The organism is Vibrio sp. 03_296, from assembly GCF_002265885.1.
Genome location: NZ_NPKW01000294.1, coordinates 1 through 649 on the forward strand (window position 1 = coordinate 1; position 649 = coordinate 649).

1 pseudogene is annotated in these 649 nt (G+C 49.3%); it reads left to right on the top strand.

The annotated features are described in order from the left end of the window. Positions 1-419, top strand: a pseudogene (locus CIK04_RS24110) (class II fructose-bisphosphate aldolase); the annotation flags it as partial. Positions 420-649: the final 230 nt, after the last annotated feature.

Sequence of the window (649 nt, forward strand, 5' to 3'; positions counted from 1 at the left end):
TGTCGACAGCGCCGATGCGTTGATGACGGATCCTGCCTCTGCCGCTGAGTTTGTTCGTCGCACTGGCATTGATTCGTTGGCAGTGGCGATTGGCACCGCACACGGGCTCTACAAAGCGGAGCCAAACTCGATTTCGACCCGTTTGGAAAAAATCCGTTCGGTGGTCGACATTCCATTGGTTTTACACGGTGCCTCTGGTGTGCCAGATGAGATGGTTCGCCGTTGTATTGAGCTTGGTGTATGCAAAGTGAATGTGGCTGACTGAGCTGAAAATTAGCTTTTGCTGATGCGGTCAAGGGCACTTCGCCGAACACCCAGAGGCAAATGATCCAAGAAAGTACATCACCCCGGGTAAAGCGGCGATGAAACGCGTGGTGATGGATAAAATCCGCATGTGTGGCAGCGAAGGTAAACTGTAATTACCGTTTCACTTTACTAATACTTCCCCCTAATTTGGTATTAGTCGGGCACTGGAAACAGTGCCCTTTTTACACTGTAAATTTGTGAGGGAGAGGGATTTTGAACAACGTCGAAGCATCAAGGTTCTTGGCATTTCTGAACAAGCGTTGAGTTAAGCGTAATCTGTTTTGGTAGATTAATCCTGCAGATATTTCGCGGCGGCGGAGACAAAAAACCGCCCATCGAGAGC